This is a genomic window from Streptococcus sp. 2018037 (genome assembly GCF_019754195.1).
In the GTDB taxonomy this organism is placed as follows: Bacteria; Bacillota; Bacilli; order Lactobacillales; family Streptococcaceae; genus Streptococcus; species Streptococcus hashimotonensis.
In genome coordinates this window covers 40,100-65,865 of sequence record NZ_JAIJZQ010000006.1, presented here as the reverse complement: position 1 = coordinate 65,865, position 25,766 = coordinate 40,100, and the positions used below count along the sequence as shown (strand labels likewise).

Here is a 25,766-nt window from a genome sequence, read left to right as displayed (position 1 = left end):
AAATGGGAAATATAATCAAAGAAGAGAAATTATGCTTGTAGAAAAACTGATAGAATGGTATCAGAAGACTAATTTAGAAGAATATAACCCTTGGATTAACGACGGTAACGGGGCTCAAAAAATAAATGAATTTATCAGGACATATGATAATGAAGAGTTGGATTTTGCTTGGTTAAATCATGATAGGGCTGCTACGAAGTATAGTTTGCCACAGCCAGTTCAAGGAGATTATCTAAATGCAAACTTCTACTGCTGTTTATATAATCCAGGCGTTGCTGAAAATGTTTGGGCAAGTGAAGCAAGTTCTGTCATCAATTTCATAGATGAATTTACAAAGGAGACCTCTACTCCCTATATTCAAAGGATGTTTGATTTTTGTGATAAGCCCCTATTTAATGACGTTTATGACAAAATAGTCAACAGAGAAAATGTACTTCATCAAGAGATGCAAATCATAAAAAGACGTTTGGAAGAGATAGCAGGTGAAAGTCCGTCTAAGGATTGGGATACTATTGTTGATGAAAATATAGCAAATATTATCATTGGAGAAAAGAACCCAACAGGTCCTAAGCAGGAGGATAGTTGTTACTATATTAAAACGTATTATAAAGGATTGTTAGCGAGGAAAGATTCGGCTAATTACTTAGAGGATACGATTGACAATTTAAAACGGATTGTCAAAAAACAAACGGTAGATAGTTTTAACATCTTTAAAAACCTTCCAATTTGTAATCTAGATCTGGTTCCGTTTGCTTCTAAAAATAAAAGTGATATAAAAATTAATAAAAGCAATAAAGTTTACATAAATACCTACAAACGCTTTGTGGCTGCTATCATCTTAACTCGAATTGCTAAGTACTATAGTGATAAAGGGAAAGAAAAGCCTGTCTTTATTTTTAGGTCGAGAGCTGACTGGTTTGAGTGTATAGAAAACGTTATTAAAGAAGATATTTATAAAGAGGAAGCAGCATCTTTTAAAGGTATTTATCAGTCGGATTTAAAAGAATTTTTTTATGAATTTCAATCTCAAAGTGCCTCTATTAGTCCAAACAATTGCAGTCAGAATATTGTGTCAGATGATTTTGAAAAGAAGTTCCGCCAAGGTAGTGGTATTGCAACAATTTGCTATGAATAAGTGTCGGGATAAGACAGGCTCATATCTATGTTCAAACGGAGAATAGTCTGTAAGCGGATTGGTTTTCACATTACCATTTAAGCTGAGGGGAATTTAATAATGAGCGATAAAACCAGTTAAAATCTGTAGTAGGTTCATTTTAACTGGTTTTTATCATGCTTAACTCTAAAGGTTTGTTCTCCATATTTTTTCAGAAAAGGGCAAACAAAGCCTCTCATTTAAAAACGCTTTGGATTAAGTTCAGTTACAGTGGAAGTCAGTATGGGACGTTTAGTTTAAAAGTGAAGGAGATTGTTCATAGGTATAGCGTAAAAACTGGCTGTTTTTGTCTTTCCCAATTCCCCAAAAACGTGATATAATAGTAAAGATAATTTATTGACATGGAGAAATGATATGAGCTTCTACAATCACAAGGAAATCGAGCCCAAATGGCAGGAATTTTGGGCAAAAAATCACATATTTAAAACAGGAACAGATGCGGAAAAGCCAAACTTTTATGCCCTAGATATGTTCCCTTATCCGTCTGGTGCGGGCTTGCACGTTGGGCACCCAGAGGGTTATACGGCGACGGACATTCTCAGCCGTTACAAGCGTGCCCAAGGCTACAACGTTCTTCACCCAATGGGTTGGGATGCCTTCGGTCTGCCTGCGGAGCAATACGCTATGGATACGGGAAATGACCCAGCTGACTTTACAGCAGAAAATATTGCCAACTTCAAACGTCAGATTAACGCCCTTGGCTTTTCTTACGACTGGGACCGTGAGGTTAATACGACTGACCCCAACTACTACAAGTGGACCCAGTGGATTTTCACTAAGTTGTATGAAAAAGGCCTAGCCTACGAGGCAGAAGTGCCTGTCAACTGGGTAGAGGAATTGGGAACAGCCATCGCCAACGAAGAAGTGCTTCCTGATGGAACATCTGAGCGTGGTGGCTACCCAGTTGTTCGCAAGCCAATGCGTCAATGGATGTTGAAAATCACTGCATACGCAGAGCGTCTGCTCAATGACTTGGAAGAAGTTGATTGGCCAGAGTCGATCAAGGATATGCAACGCAACTGGATCGGCAAGTCAACAGGTGCCAACGTGACCTTCAAGATCAAGGACACAGACAAGGACTTCACTGTTTTCACAACTCGTCCAGATACCCTCTTTGGAGCTACCTATGCTGTCCTTGCCCCTGAGCATGACTTGGTGGATAGCATTACATCGCCTGAACAGGCAGAAGCTGTGGCAGAGTACAAACGCCAAGCTTCCCTCAAATCAGATCTTGCCCGTACAGACCTTGCCAAAGACAAGACAGGCGTCTGGACAGGTGCCTACGCAATCAATCCTGTCAACGGTCGTGAAATTCCAATCTGGATTGCTGATTATGTCCTTGCAAGCTACGGAACAGGTGCTATTATGGCCGTTCCTGCCCATGATGAGCGTGACTGGGAATTTGCCAAACAGTTTGGTTTGGACATTATTCCAGTTTTGGAAGGTGGCAATGTAGAAGAGGCACCTTACACAGAAGACGGTGCCCACATCAATTCAGATTTCCTAGATGGTCTGAATAAGGAAGAAGCTATTGCCCAAATGGTGGCTTGGTTGGAAGAAAATGGTGTCGGTCAGGAGAAAATTTCCTACCGCCTCCGTGACTGGCTCTTCAGCCGTCAACGTTATTGGGGTGAGCCAATTCCAATCATCCACTGGGAAGACGGTACTTCCACAGCAGTCCCAGAAAATGAGTTACCTCTGGTATTGCCAAAAACCTCAGACATCAAGCCTTCAGGTACAGGGGAGTCACCTCTTGCTAACTTGACAGACTGGTTGGAAGTGGTGCGTGAAGACGGTGTCAAAGGCCGCCGTGAAACCAACACCATGCCACAATGGGCGGGCTCTAGCTGGTACTACCTCCGCTATATCGACCCGCACAATGACGAGAAATTGGCAGATGAGGAGCTTCTCAAAGCTTGGTTGCCAGTGGACATCTACATCGGTGGTGCTGAGCACGCGGTCCTTCACTTGCTTTATGCTCGCTTCTGGCACAAGTTCCTCTATGACCTTGGCGTTGTGCCGACCAAAGAGCCATTCCAAAAACTCTTTAACCAGGGCATGATTTTGGGAACTAGCTACCGCGACAGCCGTGGGGCGCTTGTGGCGACCGACAAGGTGGAGAAACGTGATGGTTCTTTCTTCAACATCGAAACTGGTGAGGAGTTGGAGCAGGCACCTGCTAAGATGTCCAAGTCCCTTAAAAACGTGGTTAACCCAGATGATGTGGTCGAGCAATTCGGTGCGGATACCCTCCGCGTTTATGAAATGTTCATGGGCCCACTTGATGCGTCAATCGCCTGGTCAGAAGAAGGTCTCGAGGGCAGCCGTAAGTTCCTTGACCGTGTTTACCGCCTGATTACAACGAAGGAAATTTCTTCGGAAAATAGCGGAGCGCTTGATAAAGTTTACAATGAAACTGTGAAGACGGTGACAGAGCATATTGAAGACCTGAAATTCAACACGGCTATCGCCCAGCTCATGATTTTTGTCAACGCAGCCAACAAGGAAGACAAGCTTTATGTTGACTACGCCAAAGGCTTTGTCCAATTGATTGCCCCATTTGCACCACACTTGGCAGAAGAACTCTGGCAAGGTCTGGAAGCAACAGGCCAGTCAATCAGCTATGTCGCATGGCCAGTCTATGATGAAAGCAAGCTAGTAGAAAGCGAAGTAGAAATCGTTGTCCAAATCAAGGGTAAGGTAAAAGCCCGCTTGACCGTAGCCAAAGACCTAGCACCAGCAGAGCTTGAAAAAGTTGCCCTTGCAGACGAAAAAGTCCAAGCTGAAATCGCTGGTCAAACAGTGGTGAAGGTGATTAGTGTTCCGAACAAACTGGTTAATATTGTTGTGAAATAAATGTAAATAATAAGAAAACGACTTCCGTATTGGAGGTCGTTTTTTTGACGAAAAGTCCGAACACTGTGATTGTTAAGAGATTGCAAGTTATTTGTAATATTTGTTACATTTCTTTAAGCTCTCTGCAAGGATTATCCCTTAGGATAGATAGGGCAGAAAAACACGAAGGAATCAAATATTATGAGTTATCAAATGATAAAAAAACAATTCAAATTGGGACTGTTTACAGCCCTCATAGGAAATCTTTTATGGTTGGGAATGGTGAATGTCAGCGCAGATGACACAGTTATAAGCGATAGTCCGACAGTATCAGCGTTAACAAAAAAGGTTGAAGCTGCAAAAATAGCAGCCAAAGCTGCTGCAGAAAAAATTGTGGCTGAGAAAGCTGCTGCCGCTGCAAAGGCTGCTTTGGCTACCAATATGGTGTCAGAGGTTGCTGTGGAATATACGGCTAATACCTATCCAGCTGGTCAGTGTACTTGGGGTGCCAAAGAAATGGCTCCTTGGGTTGGAAACTATTGGGGTAATGGTGGAGATTGGGCAGCTAGTGCGGCAGCGCTTGGATATGAAGTGGGAACTACTCCAAAAGTTGGCGCTATTGCTGTATGGACAGATGGAGGCTACGGTCATGTTGCCTATGTAACAGATGTGGCAGCTAACGGGCACATTCAAGTTAAGGAATCAAACTATGATGGGGTATACTACCCAAGTAATGTCCGAGGTTTCTTTGATCCAACAACGACTAGCGAAGGAACAGTCAGCTATATTTACCCACCAGCTGGAGTATAATTAATATGAGATATAAAGACCGAGTAGGTCTCAGATTGAAGAAAAAGTCCATTTTGGATAATTTTCTTCAATCTTTTTTCTTTATGTTGAAAATAAAATAACTCTCAGAAACGCCGAAATATCAATGTTTCTAAGAGTTTAATGACTTGCTATCTTTCGCAAACCTCTTCAATTTTTAATATTTTTAGGAGTTTATCTATGTTCTGAGACCGAGTAGGTCTTTTTTCTACCATTTGTCAAGTCCATCAAGGTATTTGACGAAAAATATTTTGAGTCTCGTAATCCAAATAAAGAAATTATTTTATTTTGGACTAAAGTTTAGTGAAAAAAGTGTATACAAAAGCAACACCTTATGTTGAAATTTTTTGATAAGGTGTTACAATGATAGTGCATAAACAATTTTACTGATTTTGGGTTGAAGTATAATCGTAAAGTTTGTTATGCGTTATGAGGTAATACATTGTCCGAATGAGACGATGTATAGAGGCAATCGTGTGTGGCTTGGTTGAAGTCGTTTGCGATTGTCTTTTTCGTTTCTCATAAAAGTCTGCGATATGGCAAGGATTGGTGTGACTAGCTGAAGCGATATTGTGAATGCACTTGAACAGAATCTTTCTAGCGTAGGGATTGCCACGCTTGGTAATGTGTTCCTTAGCGATGAAGTTTCCAGATTCATAGTGTCTCAGGTCAATACCGATAAAGGCATTGATTTGATTGGCAGACTGAAAACGGCGAATATCTCCCAGTTCGCCAATAATACTTGTTGCAGTAGTCTCAGCGATACCAGGAATAGAAAGCAGAATGTTATACTCTGGTAAAGGTTGGGCTAGTTCCACCATTTCGTCTAAGACTGCTTGTCTCTGTTCAAAAAGTCTAAGCAATTCTTTTGCATAGTAACGCACCTCTTCTAGCATCGGAGAGGTTTTCTTGACGGCACAATAAGATTGATTGGCTAGTGCTATCAGCTTCTCGGCTAAGTAGGCCACACGCTTGTCCGAAATCCGTTTTGAAGTGGATTGACGAATGCTTTCTGAGAGTTTATCCTTGCTTAACTCAAGCACGAAGTCCTTACAAGGAAAAGCTATAACTAAGTTCCAGTATTGTTCACCAGTTGGTGTTGATAAGATATTTTCCAATTCAGGGAAAGTGACCTGTAAGACCTTGTGCAGGCGGTTTTTAGCTCGAACAATGTCCTCGGTCAGATTCTGATAGAAACGACTGAGATCCCGCAAGTTTTGGTAGACTTCTTCTTGGACATACGTCGATTTACGATTCAGTACAAACTGAGATTGAGCTAGTTTTTCGGCGTCAATTTGATCTGTTTTTCGCACACGCAAGCTATCCAGTTGCTTCTTAGCTTCCAAGGGATTGAGTCGCGTGTAAGCGTAGCCATGTTCATCCAGAAAAGCTTGAAGACGACGAGAATAGACGCCTGTTGCTTCAAAGACGATTTCTGGCTTGTGGACGGTTTTTAAATCGCCAAGTAGCCGAGAAAATCCAATGGCATCATTGGCCATGGTATAGCCATGAACCTTCTCGCCGTTGACTAGAATAGCCACTTCTGAACTTACCTTACTCACGTCAATTCCCAATACTACTCGCATGATATTACCTCTTTGTCTTGAATGATTCCTTGTTTTAGTGATGTCATTTTCAATACTCGATGTCTAGCGTCCCACATACTTTGATAACATTCTTTCTAAAACAGGTGCCTTGCCAGTTTTTGATGTGACGTCTAGCGTCAAAAGAGTTCTCGACTTAACAAGACACCTCTACTTTATCATAAAGAAAAAGTAGTGAGTACTTTCTCCCGTCGGAGATTTCTTCACTACTAATCTTAGTATGTTTTTATACTCCGATACTTGATTAAAATTTTTAATGTCCCTGATAGAAAAAATATATTGGCTGGAAATAGTTATTCATGATACTATTGTAAAATCTGAAAAAGAAAGTGTGTTTTAATTATGAAGAAAATAGCTATGTTTACAAGTTTATTGTTTGCGGGTATCGTGTTAGCAGCCTGCAATTCATCTGCAGGTACATTGAATAGTACAGACCAAACCCTCTTGGCACAAATTAAGGAAGAAGGCGTTATTCAAATCGGTACTGAAGGTGCCTATGCTCCTTACTCTTATCATGACGAGAGTGGAAAACTGGTCGGTTATGATGTAGAAGTAGCCGAAGCCGTTGCTGAGAAATTGGGTGTTAAGGTGGAATTTGTTGAAACAGAATGGGATTCCATGATTGCAGGTTTGGATGCAGCCCGTTTTGATACTATCGCTAACCAAGTCGGTATTACAGATGAGCGTAAGGCAAAATACGATTTTTCAACACCATATACATACATCTATGGAGCCTTGGTAACACAGAAGGATAATACTGACATTACAAGCTTTGCAGATTTATCTGGTAAAAAATCTGCCAACAGCTTGACAAGTAACTGGGCAGATTTGGCGCGTGAAAATGGTGCAGAAGTTGTCGGTGTGGATGGATTCTCTCAGGCAGTTGAATTATTGAACACAGGGCGTGTGGATGTTACCATCAATGACAACTTGGTGTACTTGGATTATGTGAAACAGCATGCTGATGCACCGATTAAGGTTGTAACCTTGACGGATGATGTGTCAACAACAGCCTTCCCAGTTGCAAAAGGAAATGAAGAACTTGTGAAAGAGATTGATGCAGCCTTGGCAGAATTGGCTAGTGAAGGAAAATTAGCTGAAATTTCAAACAAATACTTTGGTGAAGACGTATCAAAAGCTAAGTAATCAGGAGAAACAATGACAGAGAGAGTATGGCAACTATTGCTTGATTCATTTTCACAAATACTTGTTCCAGGATTGTTGGTGACTATCCCACTGACAATCCTGTCTTTTACCTTTGGCTTGTTAATTGCTATTGGGACGGCCTTGGTGCAAATTGCTCAGATTCCCATTCTCAAACAAGTGGCTCGTTTCTATATTTGGGTTGTTCGAGGGACACCACTCTTGGTTCAACTCTATGTGATATTCTTTGGGCTACCAAGTCTAGGAATTGTCTTGGATGCCTTTCCGTCGGCGGTTTTGGTTTTTTCTGTCAATACAGGTGCCTACGCTGCGGAAACCATACGGGCTTCTATCGAGTCCGTGCCTAAGGGGCAGTTGGAGGCTGGCTATTCTGTCGGGATGAGTTTTGCCCAGACCATGCGTCGGATTATTCTCCCACAGGCCTTTCGAGTGGCCTTCCCGCCCTTGTCGAATACTTTGATTGGATTGGTTAAGGACACATCGCTGGCGGCAAATATCACGGTTTTGGAGATGTTTATGGCAACTCAGCAGATTGCAGCAAGGACCTATGAACCGTTTGCCCTCTATTGTGAGGTGGCCCTTGTTTATCTACTATTTTCAACTATTTTGACCAAGCTTCAAGCCTATGGCGAGAAGAAGTTGGCAGTCTATTAGGAGGTTCAGATGATTCAAGCAAATGGGGTAAAGCTGGCCTTCGGTGGTCAGCAGGTGTTAAAAGGCATTGATGTAGAGGTCAATCCAGGTGAGGTGGTCGTCATTTTAGGTCCATCTGGATCAGGAAAAACGACTCTTCTTCGTTCTTTAAACTTTTTGGAAAAAGCTGACGCGGGTCACTTAGTCTTCGGTGAGGACAGCTATGACTTGGCTCAGATGACCAAGAAGGAAATTGCAGGCATTCGCAAGCGCACAGCCTTCGTTTTTCAAAACTACAATCTCTTTGCCAATAAAACTGCCTTACAAAATGTGACGGAAGGTCTGATTGTGGCTCGGAAAGTACCCAAACAAGAGGCTGAAAGAATCGGTAAGGCAGCCTTGGACAAGGTGGGATTATCTGATAAATATGATTTCTATCCAAGTCAGCTGTCCGGAGGTCAGCAGCAACGGGTCGGCATTGCCAGAGCCATTGCGACCAATCCCGAGGTCATCTATTTTGATGAACCAACCTCGGCCTTGGATCCTGAGTTAATTGGTGAAGTCCTGGCTGTCATGATGCAGTTGGCAAAAGAAGGTATGACCATGGTGGTTGTGACGCACGAGATGGGCTTTGCGCGTGCGGTAGCTGATCGAGTCATATTTATGGATGGTGGTCGGATTATCGAAGAAGGTCGACCAGAAGACATTTTTGACCAGCCAAAAGAAGAACGTACTAAGCAATTCTTAGCTCGCATTCAAAAGGTAGATGTTGAGTAAGCTAAGCAAATTAATTTATCTTATTCATTTCCATAATCGTACAGAAAATGGACAGAATTTAACAAAGATACTTCAATTGTTAGACATTGATTGGTCTAGCGGTTGGAGTATTTTTTGTTTAGAGGGAATGGATATTTTTATATAGTACTTTTAGCACGAGGCGATGAGCCGCAGGCATAGATGAAGTTAGGCAAGGTGGGCTAAGGAAGTAGTAGGAGGAAAACTAAATGACGATAAATGTATTCGAAAGGTCTTTACTTTTTAGTAATAAATAGTATATAATAACCTAAAGAAAACGTTTGCACGATTTTGACTGTTTGCTTGCTAAAAGATAAGCAACAGAAATAGAATTAGGGAGGAGTTCTATGACGACATTAGCCGATGTGGCTAGGTTAGCCAATGTATCAAAGATGACTGTTTCGCGTGTCATCAACCATCCAGAACAAGTTACACAAGAGCTGCGGACGCTCGTAACAGCTGCGATGGAAGAATTAAACTATAAGCCAAATGTGGCGGCCAAAGCCTTGGCTCAGCAACGGACACTGATTGTTCAGGCTGTCATTCTCGAAAAGATGGATGTGGTAGAGCCGTACTATATCGACCTTCTTGCAGGAATCGCTGATGAGCTCAATCATCGAAATTATACCTTGCAGTTGGTGACCAATCCAAGTCAGATTACTGATCAATGCGATGGTTACATTGTGACTGGCGCTCGAAAGGATGACTACCCCTGGCTGAAAGGTCTGCGGAAGCCATTGATTTTATTCGGGGAGAATCAAGAAGGCCTTCCTTTTGTAGATTCAGACAATCGTTTGGCGACTAGGTCCGCAACCCAGTTTGCTTTATCAAAAGGTTATGAGAGGATTGTTTTTGTAGGGATTGACTTGCCAGAAGCCTTTGAAAAAGGGAGAGAAGAAGGCTACAAAGATGCGATGCAGGGCCGAGAAACTCATCTCTATCGATTGGAAAATCGTTCTCGTGTTGCGGAAGAATTTGTGAAAAATCTTGATTATTTACCAGAAAATACCTGCTTTATCTGCGCATCGGATCGTCTCGCTCTTGGGGTTACAAGAGGTTTACAGGCTCTAGGAAAGTCTATTCCGAATGACGTTGGGGTAATTGGTTTTGACGGCTTCTTTTTAGATCGGATGTCCAGACCAGCCTTGACGACGATGAAGCAGCCGATTCGTCAAATGGGGGCTCTTAGCGTCAAACATTTAATGACGATATTAGATGGCAAGCCTCTGGCTAGACAGGGGCATTACTGCCAGGCAACCTTAATTGAAAGGGAGACTACACCTCAGTAGTCTCTTTTTTTGGTCAGTAGGCCGTCTAGGAGTACAAGAGGAGGGAGCTATTTATTCTATTTTAGTTAGATAGTAGACCAAAACTTGTTACCGTTAACATTTAAGAAAACGTTTGCAAAGACTCCTTGGAATTGTATATACTGGTAGTGTACAATTCAAACTTATTTATATGGAGGAGTCTATGAAAAAGAAATCCGTTCAGAATATGAAACGAACAGGGATGCTAGAGAAGAGACAGATTTTTGGCATTCGTAAACTAAATGTAGGTGTAGCCTCTGTTGGGATTGCGGCTGCTCTGTTTTTAAGTGGAGCTGGTCAACTAGTGCAGGCAGAGGAAGTCGTCCTCCCTGCGTCAACTAGTTCAACGACTCTTTCGGAACAGGATGGCGGCGCGGTAGAAGCGACCACAACTGCGATAGAAACTACAGATTCTATGGTAGCTGAAGCGACAGCGGTAACAGAAACAGCCGATGCAACTGCTTCAGAGGAAGCTCCTATCGAAGAAGGTAGCATTCGTCTGCACTTTGAAAATGTAGACGAAACAGCACCAGAAAGTCAAGGTTTGTGGACTTGGGGAGGAGTAGAAACACCATCTGATGGAAATAAATGGCCAACTGATACAGTGAATTTCTCAAGTAGCCAAGTGGATGACTACGGCCATTATGTTGATATTAAAAAATCTGAGACACCAGGCACAATTGGTTATTTGGTCCTTAAAGATGGGGAAAAAATAACAGAATCGGACCAAAAAGTGGAGCTACTGGTCCCTGAGCAGAATGAAGCCTGGATCTCTAGTGATTACAGCGTGTCTAGCTATGAGCCGCTCAAAGATGAAAATGTTCTCCGCATCAATTACACCCGTGAAGACAACAATTATGAAGGTTGGGGCGTTTGGACTTGGGGCGATACGACTGAAGCGAGTGATGGCTGGCCAACAGGTGCCGTGGACTTTAAACTTGGCAAATACGGTGCTTATGTTGACATTCCTCTTTCGAATGGTTTAGATTCTAAGCTTGGATTTCTACTAATCAATCAGAATAATCCAGATCTTGCTGGCAATAAATCGATTGATTTAGCTTTTGCAGATCGTAAACGGCATAGCCAAATTTTCCTTCGCAATGACGACGATAAAGTTTATACCAATCCATATTTTATCGAAGAGAAAGTAGAACTCGATACCAGCAAGGCGACTCCGGGTACAAAAAATGTGACTGTTGAGGCGAGTGTGAAAGCACCATTCAACTACAATGAAAGTGGCTTGGTATCTGTAACTGTCACTAACCCTGAAAATGCTGAGATTGTCAAAATGGAAGTCGATACAAGTGCCATCGGCGGAGGCCTTGTACCAATCTCTACTGAGCTCAATCGTGTGACCATTAAAGCGACGTCTAGCACAGCGCCAGGTACATATAGTCTTCCTGTAAAAGTCTATGACAAGGACAATGGTTACTACGAAACAAAATTGGATGTGACCATTACGGAGCGCATTAAGGCAGAAGGTGAAAAAGACTGGGATGAGCAAGTCATCTACTTCATGATGACCGACCGTTTCTACAATGGTGACGTTAGCAATGATCAGGTGGTTGACGGAGACGTGACCAATCCTCGCGGTCTTTACCAAGGCGGTGACTTCAAAGGAGTGACAGCCAAGCTGGATTACTTGAAAGAATTGGGTGTGGATTCTATCTGGTTGACTCCGATTGTAGAAAATATTCCGCAAAATGTTGGTAGCGCTACAGATGGAGATTATTATGCTTACCATGGTTATTGGGCATCCAATTTTGAGAAACTTAATCCACATTTGGGAAGTTTAGCTGATTTCCATGAATTGATTGATGCCGCAGCTGAAAAAGGCATCAATATTATTGTTGACGTAGTGCTTAACCATGCTGGCTATGGTACAGAAGAGACCTTTGCAGGTATGGTACGGACTAAGGAAGAAGATAAGCAGGGTGATGACCAATTAGGTTCATTATCTGGATTACCAGACTTCAAGACAGAAGAAGCTACAGTTCGCGATCAATTGGTTGCTTGGCAGGCATCTTGGTTGGAACGCTCAACAACTGCTAAGGGGAATTCAATCTATGGTTTCCGTGTCGATACGGTCAAACACGTTGATGATACCACATGGCAACATTTCAAAAATGAATTGGTGGATAGAGACCCTGACTTCCACTTGATTGGAGAATCTTGGGGAGCTAACTATAAAGATACCAAGGGTGACTTGGGAATCGGTACTATGGACAGCTTGTTGGACTTTGGCTTCAAGGATATCTCCAAGTATTTAGTCAATGGTCAACTGAAAGCAGCTGGAAAAGAGCTGGAAGAACGTAGCAAGGTTCTGACTAGTGCAGCTTCTCTGGGTCAATTCTTGGGCAGTCATGACGAAGATGGTTTCCTCTACAGTCTCGGTGGCGCAGAAAAAGAAGGAAATCTGGATAAACTGAAATTGGCTGCTAGTCTCTTGATTACTGCTAAAGGTCAGCCAGTCATCTACTACGGTGAAGAATTAGGTCAATCTGGACAAAACAACTGGCCAGTTTATGATAACCGGTACGATTTCGATTGGAGCAAGGTAGAGACAAGTGACATAGAGGACCATTACCAAAAATTGTTGGCTTTCCGCAATGCCAATTCAACATTGCTCTCACGTGGTGATACAAGCACCCTTGCTGGAAATGATAGCCAAGGTTGGCTTATCAGCAAACGCAGTTACCAAGATCAAGCTGCCTATCTTGTCTTCTCAACCAATACCGAGAGCAAGGAAATGGCGCTTGAAGTATCTGGCAAGGATGTGGTTGTAACAGATGCCTACACAGGAAAATCTTATCAAGCTATCGAGAAAGACGGTAAATGGGTTGTTCAAGTCGAACTTCCAACAATCGGTCAAGGTGGCACCATGCTCCTTCAGACTCAAGCAGGTGACATCGTCAATGCAAGTGTGCAAGGAGCGACTGAAGAACCCATTGAAGCAGGCTACTTCCGTGTTCACTTTAAAACTCTACCATCTGATAATCTATCTAGCTTAGGTTTATGGACATGGGATGATGTCGAAAAACCATCGTCAGATGTAGGTGCTTGGCCGACGGGTGCAACCAATTTCAGCACGGCTAAACAGGATGACTATGGCTATTATTTGGACATCAAGATGAAAGATGAAACGGCCAGCAAGATTAGTCTGTTGATTAATAACACTTCTGGCGATAACATCACAGGTGACAAGACCATTGAACGGATTAGCACCAAGATGAATGAAGCTTGGTTTGATGAAAATTACCAACTCAGCCTCTATCAACCGCTCAAAGAAGGCTACATCCGTATCAATTACTTCCGTACCGATGGCAATTATGACCAAAAAGGTCTCTGGATCTGGGGAGATGTGACTGATGTTGCCTTGGGTGACTGGCCAAATGGTATTGATTTTGAAAACCAAGGCAAGTATGGTGCCTATATTGATGTCAAATTGACAGATTTACCAAGTTCCATTGGCTTCCTGCTATTGGATGAAAGCAAGTCAGGAGATGATGTGAAGATTCAGCAGAAAGATTATAGCTTTAAAGATTTGAAAAATCAGACACAAATCTTCCTTAAGGATGATGATGCGACTATTTACACCAACCCTTATTTTGTCAATAATGTCCGTGTGACAGGTGTTTCTCACGTTAGTTTAACAGCTTTAGAAGCAGCCTTTACAACGCTGGAAGGTGCGGATAAGGATAGCATCTTAGAGAAATTGTCTGTAACAGATAAAAATGGTCAGACAGTTGCTGTGACGGACCTTGTCTTGGACCTTACTAGCAACAAGGTGCGAGTCCTCGGGGATTTCAACCAAGAAAATGCTGGCTATACCCTCAAATATGGCAATGATAGCTTCACAACGACTATGAGCTGGCAATTGAAGGATGAGCTCTATGCTTATGATGGGGAGCTTGGTGCGCGTGTGCGTCAGGCTGGTAGTGTCGTTGATATGACTCTCTGGTCTCCAAGCGCAGACAGTGTAGCAGTTGTTCTTTATGATAAGGATGACCAATCTAAGGTGGTCGGTAAATTGGCCATGACCAAGGGCGATAAGGGACAATGGGACCTCGAATTGAACAGTCAATCAGGTCTTGGTATCGCGGACTATCGTGGTTACTACTACCATTATGAAATCACTCGTGGGGATCAAGCTGTTCTTGTTTTAGATCCATATGCTAAGTCTTTAGCGGAGTGGAATAGTGATTTGGCAGATACAGATCCATCTTATCGGATTGCCAAGGCTGCGATTGTGGATCCATCAGAAGTTGGTCCAAGTGGTTTGGACTATGCCACAATTCCTAACTTCAATCAGCGTGAAGATGCCATTATCTATGAAGCCCATGTTCGTGACTTCACATCAGACCCTGCTATTTCCGATGAATTGACAGCTCAGTTCGGTACCTTTGCGGCCTTTGCAGAGCGTCTCAGCTACCTTAAAGACTTGGGTGTGACCCATATTCAGCTGCTCCCAGTTATGAGCTACTATTATGTCAATGAATTGAAAAATGCAGAGCGGATGAGCGAGTACGCATCAAGCAACAGCAACTATAACTGGGGCTATGATCCACAGAGCTACTTTGCCTTTACGGGTATGTATTCTACAGATCCGACCGATCCAATGAAACGCATCGAAGAGTTCAAAAACCTAGTCAATGAAATCCACAAACAAGGCATGGGTGTGATTTTGGATGTGGTCTATAACCACACTTCTAAGACCTTCTTGTTTGAAGATTTAGAGCCAAACTATTATCACTTCATGGAGGCAGATGGTACGGCTAAATCAAGCTTTGGTGGTGGTCGTCTGGGAACCACTCACTATATGAGCCGTCGTGTCTTAGTTGATTCCATCAAGTATCTTGTGGATGAGTTTAAGGTAGATGGCTTCCGCTTCGATATGATGGGTGACCATGATGCCGAAGCAATTGAGTTGGCCTTTACTGAGGCTCAAAAACTCAATCCAAACATTATTATGCTTGGTGAAGGATGGAGAACCTTTACAGGTGATGCCAATCAGCCTGTTCAGCCAGCGGACCAAGACTGGATGAGTTCAACAGATACGGTTGCGGTATTCTCAGATGAGATTCGTAACACACTTAAATCTGGTTATCCAAACGAAGGTCAGCCAGCCTTTATCACAGGCGGTGCTAAGAGTGTTGAGTCTGTCTTCAATAACATCAAGGCACAACCAGGCAACTTCTTGGCAGATGATCCAGGTGATGTGATCCAGTATATTGCTGCGCATGATAACTTGACCCTCTTTGATATTATCGCTCAGTCCATCAAGAAGGATCCGTCAGTTGCTGAAAACTATACTGAAATTCACCAACGTCAACGCTTGGGTAATTTGCTAGTCTTGACTGCTCAAGGGACACCGTTTATCCATTCTGGTCAGGAGTATGGACGGACCAAACAGTTCCGCCATCCTGATTACAAGGAGCCAGTTACAGAGGACAAGGTACCAAACAAGGCGCATTTGTTGACCAATGCAGATGGAACGCCATTTGACTATCCATACTACATTCATGATTCTTACGATTCATCGGATGCTGTCAACAAGTTTGACTGGACCAAAGCGACAGATGAGGCGCTCTATCCAGAGAATACCCGTACTCAGGCCTTTACAAAAGGATTGATTGCCTTGCGCAAATCTACAGATGCCTTCCGTTTGGGAACAAAAGAAGAAGTTGAACAGAAGGTTAGCTTGATTTCAATTCCAGGTCAAAATGGCATTGCCAAAAATGATGTGGTCATTGCCTATCAAACCATTGCAAGCAATGGGGACCGCTATGCTGTCTTTGTTAACGCAGACAGCAAGGAGCGAAGTTTTGTTCTTTCTGATATTTACAAAGAATTGCTTAAGGGTCAAGTGTTGGTCGATGGTAAGCGGGCTGGAATAGTAGCGCTGACTGATTTGGTAGGTGTGACATTGACAGATGATGCAGTTGTTCTTGCACCTTTGACTGCAACGGTGATTCGTTTGCCTTACATCACTACGGCAGTTCCAGATACAGCGCCTACTGCTGAAGAAAAACCAAGTCTAGACTTTACTACCAAGGAACGTACAGAAGAAAAAATTCTTCCTATCGTAGAGGAAATTTGCTATGATGCAAGTCTTTCTACCGATCAATCTTATGTCCATCAAGAAGGCAAAACTGGTAAGAAAGTTCTGGTTTATCAGGATGTCTTGATTGATGGCATGGTGGTCGCTACTAACTTGTTATCAGAAACAGTTGTTGATAGCGAAACACGTATTGTTGTGAAAGGCAGTATGGAGGCTAAGAAAGAGGCTGAAAAACCGAGTCTTTCTACTACTGCTCAAGCATCTAGACAAGCGACAAGTGCTGCAAGCAAGGCGAGTCTGCCGATTACGGGTAACCGACAAAGCGATTTGGCACTTCTAGGTCTCGGACTTGTTGGACTTGGATTGACAGTTGCTGCGCAAGGAAGAAATAAAAAATCGGAAGAATAATAATATTTGGCTCTCCAGTGGAGCACTACTCAAAACCTTGTGAATCTTTTATAAATACAAGGATTGAGAGTATCACTTCCCTCTAGAAGAGGTTGGTTTTAAACCAACCTCTTCTTTTATGTTTTTTGAGGTTCTTCTAATTTTTTAGGTAAAATAACGTCTATTTATTGATTATTAGAATAAATGGGCTGGTGAACGATAGGGAGGAATTCTGATTAAATCAGCCATTAAAGTTCGGAAATAGTCCAATAGTGAACACAAGCCTGTGCTTTATTTGGTCTTTTTGTTTCCGCTTACATAACTTATAATAAAACCATAAAAATCATTTCAAAAAAGGAGAATGAAAAATGGATTTCCTTCAAACCCCATTAAACTGGTTCTCACAGAATATCCTGCAGAATCCAGCCTTCTTCGTAGGTCTTTTAGTATTGGTGGGCTATGCCCTTCTAAAGAAAAAGCCTCATGATGTTTTTGCAGGGTTTATCAAAGCGACAGTCGGCTATATGATTTTGAACGTAGCAGCCGGTGGTTTGGTAACAACCTTCCGTCCGATTTTGGCGGCTTTGAACTATAAGTTCCAAATTGATGCAGCAGTTATTGACCCTTACTTCGGTCTTGCAGCAGCAAATGGGAAAATTGCTGAGGAGTTCCCTGATTTCGTATCAGCAGCCACTACAGCACTCTTGATTGGTTTCGGTGTCAACATCCTCTTGGTGGCACTACGTAAGGTTACCAAAGTACGTACTCTGTTCATCACTGGACACATCATGGTACAACAAGCGGCAACTATCTCTTTGATGGTACTCTTCCTCATCCCAGCTCTTCGTAACCAATTCGGTACAGCAGCGATCGGTATCATCTGTGGTATTTACTGGGCAGTCAGCTCAAATATGACAGTTGAAGCAACGCAACGATTAACAGGCGGCGGTGGATTTGCTATCGGTCACCAACAACAATTCGCTATCTGGTTTGTCGATAAGATCGCACCAAAACTTGGTAAAAAAGAAGAAAACCTAGATAACTTGAAGTTGCCTAGCTTCCTCAACATCTTCCACGATACAGTTGTTGCTTCAGCAACCTTGATGCTTGTGTTCTTCGGTGTGATTTTGTTCATCTTGGGTCCAGAAATCATGGCAAATCCAGAAGTTATCACTTCAGGTGCTCCATATAACCCAGCTAAACAAGATTTCTTCATGTATGTTTTACAAACAGCCTTCACCTTCTCAGTATATCTTTTCATTTTGATGCAAGGTGTCCGCATGTTCGTAGCAGAATTGACAAATGCCTTCCAAGGTATCTCAAGTAAATTGCTTCCAGGTTCATTCCCAGCGGTGGACGTTGCAGCTTCTTACGGCTTTGGTTCATCTAACGCAGTTCTTTCAGGTTTTGCTTTCGGTTTAATCGGTCAGTTGATTACAATCGTTCTCTTGATTGTCTTCAAGAGTCCAATCCTCATCATCACTGGTTTCGTACCTGTATTCTTCGATAACGCAGCGATTGCAGTGTACGCTGACAAGCGTGGTGGTTGGAAAGCCGCAGCTATCCTTTCCTTCATCTCAGGTGTCCTTCAAGTTGCTCTTGGTGCAGTCTGCGTTGGCTTGCTTGAATTGAGTGGTGGTTACCACGGAAACATTGACTTTGAAGTGCCATGGTTACCATTTGGACTTGCATTTAAGTACCTCGGTATTGCTGGTTATGTTCTTGTCTGCCTATTCTTATTGGCTATTCCGCAACTTCAATTTGCGAAAGCAAAAGATAAGGAAGCATACTATCGTGGCGAGGCACAAGCAGAATAGTATCCTTGGTCTGTAAAATCAGAACATAATGTATTAAAAATAAAATAGGAGTGAAATTATGGTTAAAGTTTTAACAGCCTGCGGAAATGGCATGGGCTCATCTATGGTTATCAAGATGAAGGTAGAAAACGCCCTTCGTCAACTCGGCGTAACAGATTTTCAATCAGCTTCCTGCTCAGTTGGTGAAGCAAAAGGTTTGGCGGCAGGATATGATATTGTCGTAGCCTCTAACCACTTGATTTCTGAGTTGGAAGGTCGCACGAAAGGTCACTTGGTTGGTCTTGACAACCTCATGGACGACAACGAAATCAAAACAAAATTACAAGCAGTGCTATAAATAGCCGTTAGGGAGTGGGAAAGAACTCGACCAGTCTAAAAAGAGTTCGTCTTCCCACCCCCGCACAGTTGATTAGGTCAGATTTGGAGTGTGAAACACGAACAAATCTGCCAATCAACCACTGCGCTGAGATGTTGACACGAACTCTGAGAAGCGAGGTTGGACTTTCTGCCCAGCCTCTTTCATATAGCGTGTAGAAGGGAAAAACTATGAATTTACAAAAATCATTTACAGAAAATAATTCCATTCGTTTGGGATTGACAGCGGAAACCTGGCAGGAGGCTGTTCACAAGGCTGTTGAACCGCTGATTGACAGTGGTGCTGCGACAGAAGAATACTATGATGCCATCATTGCCTCGACAGAAGAATATGGTCCCTACTATGTGCTCATGCCTGGTATGGCTATGCCTCACGCCCAAGCAGGTGTTGGCGTCTTGAAGGATTCCTTTGCTTTGATTACCTTGACAAAACCAGTCGTTTTCTCAGATGGGAAAGAAGTGTCTGTTCTGCTCACTCTTGCAGCTACCGATCCAAAGATTCATACATCCGTAGCTATTCCACAAATTATTGCCCTCTTTGAATTGGAAAATTCCATTGAGCGTTTGATTGCTTGTCAAACTCCTGAGGAAGTCTTGGCAATGGTAGAAGAGTCCAAAAACAGTCCTTACCTAGAAGGTTTAGATTTAGAAAGTTAGGAGAAAAAACATGAAACATATTCCAAATTTACAAGTTGCCCTAGACCACTCAGACTTGCAGGGAGCGATTAAAGCAGCTGTCTCCGTTGGTCATGAAGTGGACGTTATTGAAGCAGGTACCGTTTGTTTACTCCAAGTTGGTAGCGAGTTGGTAGAAGTGCTGCGCAGCCTCTTCCCAGACAAGATTATTGTTGCAGATACCAAGTGTGCGGATGCGGGTGGTACGGTTGCCAAAAACAATGCCGTTCGTGGTGCGGACTGGATGACCTGTATCTGTTCTGCAACTATTCCAACTATGGAAGCGGCTTTGAAGGCCATCAAGGAAATACGTGGTGACAAGGGTGAAATCCAAATCGAGCTCTATGGTGATTGGACTTATGAACAGGCTCAACTCTGGTTGGACGCAGGTATTTCCCAAGCGATCTACCACCAATCTCGTGACGCCCTCCTTGCTGGCGAAACTTGGGGCGAAAAAGACCTCAATAAAGTGAAAAAATTGGTTGATATGGGCTTCCGTGTTTCTGTAACAGGTGGTTTGGATGTTGATACCCTTAAACTCTTTGAGGGAGTAGATGTCTTCACCTTTATCGCAGGTCGCGGTATCACAGAAGCGGCAGATCCAGCAGCTGCGGCGCGTGAATTTAAAGACGAAATCCGTCGTATCTGGGAGTAAGGCCTATGGCACGACCAATCGGAATATATGAAAAGGCGACGCCCAAACACTTCACATGGAAGGAACGTTTGGAGTTTGCCAAAGAATTAGGTTTCGACTTTGTGGAAATGTCGGTGGATGAGAGCGATGCACGTTTGGCTCGTTTGGAGTGGACCAAGGAAGAGCGTTTGGAGCTGGTCAAAGCCATCTATGAAACAGGTGTCCGCATTCCGACTATTTGCTTCTCTGGTCACCGTCGCTACCCGCTTGGCTCCAATGACCCTGCTCTTGAAGCCAAGTCCTTGGAAACCATGAAACAGTGTATCGAACTGGCTCGGGATTTGGGCGTTCGTGTCATCCAGTTGGCTGGCTACGATGTTTACTATGAGGAAAAATCGTCTGAAACTAGAGAGCGTTTCATCAAGAATCTTCGTAAGGCTTGCGACTGGGCAGAACAGGCTCAGGTCATGTTGGCTATTGAGATTATGGATGATCCATTTATCAACTCCATTGAAAAATACTTAGCCGTTGAAAAAGAAATCGATTCGCCTTATCTCTTTGTCTATCCAGATACTGGAAACGTGTCTGCTTGGCACAATGATATTTACAGCGAATTTTATCTGGGACATCGTTCCATCGCAGCTCTTCACTTGAAAGACACTTATGCGGTAACCGAAAACTCCAAAGGTCAATTCCGTGATGTCCCATTCGGTCAGGGCTGTGTGGACTGGGAGCATATGTTTGCAGTATTGAAAAAGACCAATTACCAAGGTCCATTCTTGATTGAGATGTGGTCTGAAAACTGCGAAACAGTTGAGGAAACACGAGCAGCTATCAAGGAGGCACAAGATTTCCTCTATCCATTGATTGAGAAAGCGGGGTTGAACTAATGCCAAAAGATTTACAGGAAATGCGTCAACGGGTCTATGAAGCCAACGTCGCCCTACCTGCTCATGGGCTCGTCAAATTTACCTGGGGCAACGTATCAGAAGTCTGCCGTGAACTTGGTCGCATCGTCATCAAGCCCTCTGGTGTGGACTATGAAAAATTGTCCCCAGAAAACATGGTGGTGACCGACTTGGACGGAAATGTAGTGGAAGGAGACCTGAATCCTTCGTCTGATTTGGCGACCCACGTTGCCCTCTACAAGGCTTGGCCCAATGTCCATGCCGTTGTACATACCCATTCGACAGAGGCAGTGGGCTGGGCTCAGGCTGGTCGTGACATTCCATTCTATGGGACAACTCATGCGGACTATTTCTACGGTCCGGTACCATGTGCCCGTTCCTTGACAGCTGAGGAAGTAAACTCGGCCTATGAAAAAGAAACAGGTGCAGTTATCATCGAGGAATTCGAGCGTCGTGGTATCGACCCAGTTGCCGTTCCAGGCATTGTTGTCCGTAACCATGGACCATTTACCTGGGGCAAGGATCCTGCTCAGGCAGTTTACCATAGCGTTGTCCTTGAGGAAGTGGCTCGGATGAACCGCTACACCGAACAAATCAATCCACGGGTGGAGCCAGCGCCAAGCTATATCATGGACAAGCATTACCTCCGTAAACATGGTCCTAATGCCTACTATGGACAAAAGGGTGATGAACATTAAGTTCTTGTGTGAAAAAAACAGTAGGGAAAAGTAGCAGACTCCCCAAAAGGGAGAACTGCTTTTTCCCTTTTGATGAGGAGAAAGATGAGGAAATTTTTACAGGATAGTCTGACAGAAACAGCCTACTATTTAGAATTGATTTTATCTGCCATACTTGGCTTAGCCCTTTTAGCCTTGTCAGCGCTTCTTTTTGCAGACCTGCTTAGCTCATTAGCTGGTGATATTCAAGCGGATACGTTTATTCAAAATTTTCTGAGTCGTGCAATGACCTTGGCGGTTGGAGTCGAATTTATCAAAATGCTCTGCAAACAGTCACCTAGCACCGTGATTGAGGTGCTCCTGGTTGCCATTGCTCGCCAACTGATTGTAGAGCATGGTTCTAGTAGTGATTACTTGATTGGAATTATTTCGGTCGCCATCCTATTTGCAGTTAGAAAATACCTTTTCACTCAGTTTGATGATTCCAATAATATTATCATGCGTGCCAGCCAGAAAGTAAAAGTGGCTAATATCATCGCACGAGTAAAAATTCCAAGTGAAGGTAGCGAGACTTTGAGAGATTTTGTGACACGAAAACTCAATGAAGAGGAGAAAACCATTGCTATTGGCGCCTGTGTATATTTGAAAAATGTTGCCCTTCGGATAGATAACATGCACGGAGAACTGATTACCCGAGTAGAAATTATTAAAAGCATCTATTAATTCTAACTAAAGATATTTATGCAACATAAAACAAGTAATAATCAGATGAATTTTAATAATTATCAGAATATCTAAGGTAATTATGTTAAGATAGTAACGGGACGGGGGAAAGAGGAGGAGAATCTTGTTATTAGATAAGAGTAGTTGCGCTCTACTGAGGTACCTGATTGGTCTGCAGGAACCTGAGACAATCATGGCTATTTCCAAGGGCTTGCAACAATCACGTCGAAAAATCTATTACCATCTAGAAAAAATCAATGATGCCCTACCAACAACTGTAGAGAGTATTGAAAGCTTACCTCGCATTGGTATTCGACTTACCGAAGCGCAAAAACTAGCCTGTCGAGATCTTCTCGATTCCATTGATTCGTACACCTACGTCATGAGCATGCCAGAGCGCATTCAGCTGATGTTGGTATATATCTGTATCACACCAGAAAGAGTGACCATTGAACGGCTAATGGAGTTGACAGAAGTCTCTCGTAATACGGTCTTAAATGATTTGAATGAAATTCGAACCCAGTTGGCTCAAGAACAATACAAGATGACCCTCTATGTATCTAAGAGTCAGGGCTATAGTCTGGTTTGTCACCCTTTAAATAAAATCCAATATGTCCACTCGCTTCTCTATACCATCTTCTTGGACGCCAATAAAGGTTTTTTGCAGGTTCTAGAAGATAAGTTATTTGAGTTGGTAGGGTGTCAGTTGCTCTTCTCCGAAGAAATGGCACAATTTTTACAGGGACAAGTATCGCAATTAGAAAAGAAACTGGGCAAGAAAATCAATCGTTACGAGATCGAGTTTATGCTCAAAGTATTGCCTTTTTTGCTCCTTAGCTATCGCAATATGGAGCTGGATGACTTGGAAGAACGAGCCATTCTCAAGGAATTTGAACAAGTTCGAGAGCGTATAGAGTACCGAGTTGCTCAGGAATTGAAAGATGCCTTGTTGCAAACCTTTGATTTGAAATTGGATGAAATAGAAATCTCCCTGATTGCCATTCTACTTCTATCCTATCGAAAGGATAGCGATGTTCATGTATTCAGCCAAGATTTCATTGACTTGAAGCGTGTGGTAGAGCGATTTATTCATCATTTTGAGATACATTCACCATTTGAATTGGAAAATCCAGATGAATTAGCCAAACATCTCTTGGCACATTGCAAGGCTCTGTTGTTCAGAAAAACCTACGGCATCCTATCTAAAAATCCAATGGTCCAACAAATCCAAGATAAATACGGCACCCTGTTTGCTATGACACGGGTTTCTGGAAAGATTTTGGAGGAGGAGTGGCAGATTGAGTTATCCGATGGAGATATTGCCTATTTGACGATTCATCTAGGAGGTGCTATTCGACGTAGTGGGACGCGCAAGGCACAGACACAGATTGTCTATTTAATCTGTGATGAAGGGGTGTCAGTCCAACGCTTACTTTATAAACAATGCCAGCATCATTTGCCAGATAAGAAGATTGGCGCCGTCTTTACCACTGAACAATTCAAGAGTGTCGAAGACTTACTAGAGGTTGATTTCTTGATTACAACCAGCGATGGGTTGGAAACGGATTTCCCTTTGGTTCAGGTTCACCCCATTTTAGATTTTGATGATGTGCTAAACATGACTCATTTTGCAAAATATCGTAGTTTGGCAGATGAAAAACAAGTTTTTGCAGTAGAACTAGACAAGCTTTTGTCGGGATATATCGCAGACGGAAGGACCGCTCGAGAACTCAAACAACGGCTACAAAAACTGATTACCAATGAATTATTAACCAATTTATCCAGTCAAGATATTGAAACAGATCTGTATTAGGGTAAAGTCCAAGTGTGAACACAAGCCTGTGTTTTATTTGGTCTTTTTTTTGTTGCCTTTGGAGCATATACTAGAAGCATAGAAACGTACCTTATAGGAGGAATGGAAAATGGCTAAAGTTCAAGATATTACAAGAGAATCCTGGATTCTTTCAACCTTCCCAGAATGGGGAACTTGGCTCAATGAAGAAATTGAAGAAGAAGTAGTGCCAGAAGGCAACTTTGCTATGTGGTGGCTTGGAAACTGCGGTGTCTGGATTAAAACACCAGGTGGTGCGAACGTGGTCATGGACCTCTGGTCATCACGTGGAAAATCCACTAAAAAAGTGAAAGATATGGTTTGGGGACACCAAATGGCTAACATGGCAGGTGTGCGCAAATTGCAACCAAACTTGCGTGTGCAGCCAATGGTTATCGACCCATTTGCCATCAATGAATTGGACTACTACCTAGTATCGCATGTCCACAGTGACCACATGGACATCAGCACAGCTGCTGCCATCATCAACAATCCTAAATTGGACCACGTCAAATTTGTCGGTCCAGTTGAAAGTGGCGACATCTGGGAAAAATGGGGCGTTCCAGCAGACCGCATTATTCGTATCGCACCAGGTGACAGCTTTGAGTTCAAAGACATCAAGGTCCACGCTGTAGAATCCTTCGACCGTACTTGCTTGGTGACCTTGCCAATCGAAGGTTATGACGAAAATGGTGGTAAATTAGCAGGACTTCCTGTGACAGATGAACTCATGGCTCGCAAGGCAGTCAACTATGTCTTTGAAACACCTGGCGGAACCATCTACCACGGTGCAGACTCCCACTTCTCAAACTACTTTGCAAAACACGGTCGCGACTTCAACATCGACGTTGCTATCAACAACTACGGTGACAACCCAATCGGTATCCAAGACAAGATGACCTCAATCGACCTTCTCCGTATGGCAGAAAACTTGCGTGCTAAGGTAATCATCCCTGTTCACTATGACATCTGGTCTAACTTCATGGCGTCAACAGATGAAATCTTGCAGCTCTGGAAAATGCGTAAGGAACGCTTGCAATATGATTTCCATCCATTCATCTGGGAAGTTGGTGGCAAGTATACTTATCCGATGGACAAGGACCGTATTGAATATCACCACCCACGTGGCTTTGATGATTGCTTCTTAGAAGACTCAAATATTCAATTTAAGGCTTTGTTATAAGATTGAGAACTCTCTTGCTCCATAGAGACGAGGAGAGGTACTATAAACTCTGATAAAGTATGAAATGTGCAAATTACTACTGTTCACTCCAAGGGCGGGACGAAAGTCCTGCCTCTTTTCTACGGACAATTTATTTCTCGCTTCATTTCAAACAG

18 protein-coding genes are annotated in these 25,766 nt (G+C 43.0%); 17 read left to right on the top strand and 1 reads right to left on the bottom strand.

Features of this window, described 5'->3' with window-relative positions; translation table 11 throughout:
• The first annotated feature begins 31 nt into the window (after window positions 1-31).
• The 3 genes from K5Q29_RS03830 (at window position 32) to K5Q29_RS03820 (ending at window position 4,819) form a co-directional block, all read left to right on the top strand.
• Complete coding sequence (locus K5Q29_RS03830; RefSeq protein WP_105138848.1) at window positions 32-1,135, top strand: hypothetical protein; 1,104 nt, start codon at window positions 32-34, stop codon at window positions 1,133-1,135.
• Between the two features lie 393 nt (window positions 1,136-1,528).
• Window positions 1,529-4,030, top strand: a complete 2,502-nt coding sequence (gene leuS, locus K5Q29_RS03825; RefSeq protein WP_136647396.1) for a leucine--tRNA ligase — start codon at window positions 1,529-1,531, stop codon at window positions 4,028-4,030.
• 180 nt (window positions 4,031-4,210) lie between these two features.
• Window positions 4,211-4,819: a CHAP domain-containing protein gene (locus K5Q29_RS03820; RefSeq protein WP_172699573.1), complete on the top strand. Its 609-nt coding sequence runs from the start codon at window positions 4,211-4,213 to the stop codon at window positions 4,817-4,819.
• Between the two features lie 401 nt (window positions 4,820-5,220).
• Here the strand turns inward: K5Q29_RS03820 and K5Q29_RS03815 are convergent, their stop codons facing one another.
• The gene (locus tag K5Q29_RS03815; protein ID WP_105138846.1) at window positions 5,221-6,423 is read right to left on the bottom strand and encodes an IS110 family transposase; all 1,203 of its coding nucleotides are present in this window, start codon (window positions 6,421-6,423) and stop codon (window positions 5,221-5,223) included.
• A gap of 375 nt (window positions 6,424-6,798) precedes the next feature.
• Between K5Q29_RS03815 and K5Q29_RS03810 the strand changes: the two genes are divergently transcribed.
• The 14 genes from K5Q29_RS03810 (at window position 6,799) to ulaG (ending at window position 25,611) form a co-directional block, all read left to right on the top strand.
• Window positions 6,799-7,587, top strand: coding sequence for an amino acid ABC transporter substrate-binding protein (locus tag K5Q29_RS03810; protein ID WP_239515170.1), 789 nt, complete (start codon window positions 6,799-6,801; stop codon window positions 7,585-7,587).
• 12 nt (window positions 7,588-7,599) lie between these two features.
• Window positions 7,600-8,259 (top strand): amino acid ABC transporter permease, encoded by a 660-nt coding sequence (locus K5Q29_RS03805; RefSeq protein WP_002938543.1) that lies wholly within the window; start codon window positions 7,600-7,602, stop codon window positions 8,257-8,259.
• A gap of 9 nt (window positions 8,260-8,268) precedes the next feature.
• A complete protein-coding gene (locus K5Q29_RS03800) occupies window positions 8,269-9,015 on the top strand; it encodes an amino acid ABC transporter ATP-binding protein (RefSeq protein WP_105138844.1) in 747 nt (248 codons plus the stop codon).
• 365 nt (window positions 9,016-9,380) lie between these two features.
• Complete coding sequence (locus tag K5Q29_RS03795) at window positions 9,381-10,322, top strand: LacI family DNA-binding transcriptional regulator (protein ID WP_002939863.1); 942 nt, start codon at window positions 9,381-9,383, stop codon at window positions 10,320-10,322.
• Window positions 10,323-10,503: 181 nt separating this feature from the next.
• On the top strand, window positions 10,504-16,809 hold the full coding sequence (locus K5Q29_RS03790) for a pullulanase (protein WP_172699572.1): 6,306 nt from the start codon (window positions 10,504-10,506) through the stop codon (window positions 16,807-16,809).
• Window positions 16,810-17,156: 347 nt separating this feature from the next.
• Window positions 17,157-18,605, top strand: coding sequence for a PTS sugar transporter subunit IIC (locus K5Q29_RS03785; RefSeq protein WP_105138843.1), 1,449 nt, complete (start codon window positions 17,157-17,159; stop codon window positions 18,603-18,605).
• 58 nt (window positions 18,606-18,663) lie between these two features.
• Window positions 18,664-18,942, top strand: coding sequence for a PTS sugar transporter subunit IIB (locus tag K5Q29_RS03780; protein WP_009910950.1), 279 nt, complete (start codon window positions 18,664-18,666; stop codon window positions 18,940-18,942).
• Window positions 18,943-19,151: 209 nt separating this feature from the next.
• Window positions 19,152-19,637, top strand: a complete 486-nt coding sequence (locus tag K5Q29_RS03775) for a PTS sugar transporter subunit IIA (RefSeq protein ID WP_014736516.1) — start codon at window positions 19,152-19,154, stop codon at window positions 19,635-19,637.
• A gap of 10 nt (window positions 19,638-19,647) precedes the next feature.
• Entirely contained in the window at window positions 19,648-20,310 is a 663-nt protein-coding gene (locus K5Q29_RS03770; protein WP_105249385.1) for a 3-keto-L-gulonate-6-phosphate decarboxylase UlaD, read from the top strand.
• A 5-nt stretch (window positions 20,311-20,315) separates the two neighbouring features.
• Complete coding sequence (locus K5Q29_RS03765) at window positions 20,316-21,179, top strand: L-ribulose-5-phosphate 3-epimerase (RefSeq protein WP_205032573.1); 864 nt, start codon at window positions 20,316-20,318, stop codon at window positions 21,177-21,179.
• On the top strand, window positions 21,179-21,895 hold the full coding sequence (locus tag K5Q29_RS03760) for an L-ribulose-5-phosphate 4-epimerase (RefSeq protein WP_024381206.1): 717 nt from the start codon (window positions 21,179-21,181) through the stop codon (window positions 21,893-21,895). Before K5Q29_RS03765 ends, K5Q29_RS03760 begins: the two co-directional genes overlap by 1 nt.
• An 84-nt stretch (window positions 21,896-21,979) precedes the next feature.
• Window positions 21,980-22,597 carry a hypothetical protein gene (locus K5Q29_RS03755; RefSeq protein WP_014638762.1) on the top strand — a complete coding sequence of 206 codons (618 nt, stop codon included), beginning with the start codon at window positions 21,980-21,982 and terminating at the stop codon, window positions 22,595-22,597.
• A gap of 124 nt (window positions 22,598-22,721) precedes the next feature.
• A complete protein-coding gene (locus K5Q29_RS03750) occupies window positions 22,722-24,410 on the top strand; it encodes a transcription antiterminator (protein WP_029170952.1) in 1,689 nt (562 codons plus the stop codon).
• A gap of 109 nt (window positions 24,411-24,519) precedes the next feature.
• Window positions 24,520-25,611, top strand: coding sequence for an L-ascorbate 6-phosphate lactonase (gene ulaG / locus K5Q29_RS03745; RefSeq protein WP_002938500.1), 1,092 nt, complete (start codon window positions 24,520-24,522; stop codon window positions 25,609-25,611).
• The last annotated feature ends 155 nt before the right edge of the window (window positions 25,612-25,766 follow it).